Raw genomic sequence first — 3,318 nt, 5'->3', positions numbered from 1 at the left:
CGCCCGCCCGCCGGGCGCGGCGCGGGGGGGCGGGGCCGGCGGGCGCGCCCCCCGCCGCGTCTCACTCCAGAAGGAACACCATGCCCGTAAACGGTTCACGCCTCGCGTGGGCTGCCACGCTGCTGGCCACCGCGGTGGGAAGCGGTCTCCTCACCGCGGGTCCCGCCACGGCCCTGAGCGGGAGCGATGCCCCGAACACCGGCTACGCCTTCGCGGCGAAGCTCAACATCGACGACAGGACGTCCTGTTCGGGCGCACTGGTCGACGCCCAGTGGGTGCTCACCGCCGCGTCCTGCTTCCGCAGCGGCTCCGCGCCCGTCCCGGCCGGCAAGCCCGCGGCGAAGACGACGGTGACCGTCGGCCGCACCGATCTCACCCGGTCCACGGGCACCGTGGTCGACGCCGTGGAGCTGGTTCCCCACGCGGACCGGGACCTCGTGATGGTCAAACTCGGCTGGCCGGTCGTCGGGGTGGCCCCGGTGAAGGTCGCCACCACGGCTCCCGTCGCGGGCGAGGAGCTCACCGCGCTGGGGTTCGGCCGGACGAAGACGGAGTGGGTCCCGGACAGGGCGCACACGGGTGTCTTCACCGTCGCCTCCCTCGACGGCGGTGTGCTCGGCCTGAGCGCGTCGGGTGACTCGGTGGTCTGCAAGGGTGACGCCGGTGGGCCGGCCCTGCGCCGGAAGGACGGCAGCGTGGAGCTGGCGGCCGTCAACTCGCGTTCGTGGCAGGGCGGCTGTCTCGGCATGGATGCGGCCGAGACCCGCACCGGCGCACTCGACGTCCGCGTGGACGACGTGGCGGCCTGGGTGGACCAGGTTGCCAAGAGCACCCCCGCGGTGCTGCTCCAGTCGCTGGTGCCCGACGTCACGCAGGTGATGGCCTCGGGTGACTTCAACCGTGACGGGCGTGACGACGTCGCCGCGGTCACCGCCGACGGCAACCTGCACACCTTCGCGGGCCGTCCCGACGGCACCTTCGAGTACGGCCGCCCGATGTGGCGGCCCGACGGAAGCTGGCGCGGTGCCACGAAGATCATCGGTGGTGACTTCAACGGCGACGGCATCACCGACATCGCCTCCGTCTGGAGCGGCGGCGGGCTCCGCCTGTACGCGGGGCGGCCGGACGGCAGCCTCGCGGAAGGCAAGGCGATGTGGCCGGACGGCACCAACTGGAATTCCATGCTCCAGCTCGACCGGTACCGCATGACGGGCTCCGACCGCGACGGGATCCTCGCCGTGTGGGGCACGGGTGGCAGCAAGGGGTCCCTGCACGCCTACTCCGCCGGCGCCGACGGCGTGCTGAACGGGCAGAGCCGCACGATGTGGCCGGACAACACCTGGACGGGCATCCAGAAGATCACCACCGGTGACTTCAACGACGACGGTCGCGACGACGTCGTCGCCATCGCCTCCGACGGTGCCCTGCGGCGCTACAGCGGCAACACCGCGGGCGGACTCGACGCCGGCGTCTCCATGTGGCCCGACACCACCTGGAACAACACGCCGATCGTTCTGGCCGGCGACTTCAACGGCGACGGCAAGACCGACATCGGCCGGCTGTGGAACAACCAGCAGCGCTTCGGCCTCTACAAGGGCAACGGCCAGGGCGCCGTCGCCGCCGGTGCCAACGCCTGGCCCGCTCCCGTCGTGCCCGCCCGCGGGCGGATCCGCAACGCGAACAGCGGGAAGTGCCTGGAGATCGTCAACTCCAGCAAGGACAACAGCGCCCTCGCCCAGCAGTGGTCCTGTCTCGGACAGGCGGGCGCGCAGTGGGAGTTCCGGCCCACCGCCACCGCGGGCGTCTACCAGATCGTCAACGTCAACAGCGGCAAGTGCCTGGAGATCGTCAACTCCAACAAGGACAACGGGGCCCGTGCGCAGCAGTACGCGTGCCACGACATCCCCACCATGCAGTGGACGATCAAGCAGGCCGGCAACACCGTGAGCCTGGACATCAGCAACCTCAACAGCGGCAAGACGCTGGAGATCAACAACTCCAGCAAGGACGACGGCGCCCCCGCCCAGCAGTGGGCACACGCCGCCGACCCCGCCTACCCGGGTCAGAGCTGGTACCTCTGACCGACCGGTGCCCCGGGCACACCACGGCCGGCCGTCCCGTCATCGCACGGGGCGGCCGGCTCCGCCATGCCCCCGCCGGCATCCGCTTCCCGCGCCCGTCACCGCCCCCGCCGCCCGGACGGGCTCAGTGCGTGAGGATGACGCGCCGGCGGACCCAGAGGCCGCTCGTCGCGGCGGAGAGCAGGAAGTCCGCGACGTCCGCGCGGTCGATCCTCCCGCCGACGCGTCCCCTGGTTCCGTCCAGCGGGATCCTCTCGTAGTCGCCCGTGGTCCCGCCGTTGCCGAACATCACGGGCAGGGCGATGGTCCAGGCCCGGTCGCTGCGGGCGATGGTCTCATCGGCGATGCCCTTGTCCGCCATGAGCGCGCCCATCACCAGCTTCGACGCACCGGCCTGGAAGCGGGACTGGCGGCGGGCGGTGTCGCCCGAGCCGAGGGCCGAGAGCCAGACGAGGCGCTCCACGCCGGCCGCGGCCATGGCCTGCACGACGGGGCCGGCGGTGCGGGTGGCGAGGGTGGACTTGAAGTCCCTGCCCGGTCCCAGGGCGCAGATGAGGGCCTGGCTGCCGCGGGCCGCCGCTTCGACGTCCGCGGCGGAGGCGGCGTCGCCGATGACGACGGTGACCCGCTCGTCGTCGCGCTGCGGCAGCCGGGCCGCGTCACGGACCAGTGCGGTGACCTTGTGCCCGGCCGCGAGGGCCTGCCGGAGCACCTGCTGGCCGATGGGGCCCGTGGCGCCGAGGACGGTGAGCTGCATGGTCAGGCCTCTTTCGGTGTGGAGGCCGGTCCGCCGCGAGAGACCCGCCGCCGTCGGCCGGCCGGGCGCCCCCCGTGGGCGGCCCGGTCAGTTCGGGGAGGACCGGGTCCGCAGGAGCTTGCGGGCGGCTGCGGGAGCGGAGGGTCCGCCACCGGTGCAGGTGCGGGCGGCCGGGGAGCCGATGACGTTCTCCTTCGGGATCCGCAGGTTTCCCCGGCCCTGGTCCCGCCCGGCGAGCGCGTCGAACTGCGGCGGCAGCGGCTGCTCGACCCGCTCGAGGGCGTTCATGGGGCAATCATCACTCCGGCCGGCGGCGGGCGCGGGTGCGACAGGCCCGTGCGGAGGACCGCAACGCCCTCGCCGTGGGCGGGTGGCCCGGGGGGGGTGCGCCACGGCCCACCACCGCCGGGGCGGCGGGCGCGGCGGGGCGCCACGCGCGGCCGCGGCCGCCCCCGGCCCCCCCCGCCCCCGCCCCCCCCC

At 73.8% G+C, this 3,318-nt stretch carries 3 protein-coding genes; 1 reads left to right on the top strand and 2 read right to left on the bottom strand.

Going from position 1 to position 3,318, the window contains the following annotated elements:
* Nucleotides 1-80: 80 nt before the first annotated feature.
* A complete protein-coding gene (locus ACFXA3_RS39210; protein ID WP_385195632.1) occupies nucleotides 81-2,081 on the top strand; it encodes an RICIN domain-containing protein in 2,001 nt (666 codons plus the stop codon).
* Nucleotides 2,082-2,205: 124 nt separating this feature from the next.
* Here the strand turns inward: ACFXA3_RS39210 and ACFXA3_RS39205 are convergent, their stop codons facing one another.
* Together ACFXA3_RS39205 and ACFXA3_RS39200 are read right to left on the bottom strand one after the other, a co-directional pair.
* The gene (locus tag ACFXA3_RS39205) at nucleotides 2,206-2,838 is read right to left on the bottom strand and encodes an NAD(P)-dependent oxidoreductase (RefSeq protein WP_385195630.1); all 633 of its coding nucleotides are present in this window, start codon (nucleotides 2,836-2,838) and stop codon (nucleotides 2,206-2,208) included.
* Between the two features lie 87 nt (nucleotides 2,839-2,925).
* Complete coding sequence (locus ACFXA3_RS39200; RefSeq protein ID WP_385195628.1) at nucleotides 2,926-3,126, bottom strand: hypothetical protein; 201 nt, start codon at nucleotides 3,124-3,126, stop codon at nucleotides 2,926-2,928.
* Between the last annotated feature and the right edge of the window lie 192 nt (nucleotides 3,127-3,318).

Source organism: Streptomyces sp. NPDC059456 (assembly GCF_042750055.1).
Lineage (GTDB): Bacteria > Actinomycetota > Actinomycetes > Streptomycetales > Streptomycetaceae > Streptomyces.
Note: the sequence above shows the minus strand (reverse complement) of the source record. Positions and strands in the feature narration are given on the sequence as shown.

Bases quoted from the DNA above. Each gene is read 5' to 3' on its own strand.
- ACFXA3_RS39205 (WP_385195630.1), bottom strand. From the start codon at position 2,838: ATGCAGCTCACCGTCCTCGGCGCCACGGGCCCCATCGGCCAGCAGGTG.
- ACFXA3_RS39200 (WP_385195628.1), bottom strand. From the start codon at position 3,126: ATGAACGCCCTCGAGCGGGTCGAGCAGCCGCTGCCGCCGCAGTTCGAC.
- ACFXA3_RS39210 (WP_385195632.1), top strand. From the start codon at position 81: ATGCCCGTAAACGGTTCACGCCTCGCGTGGGCTGCCACGCTGCTGGCC.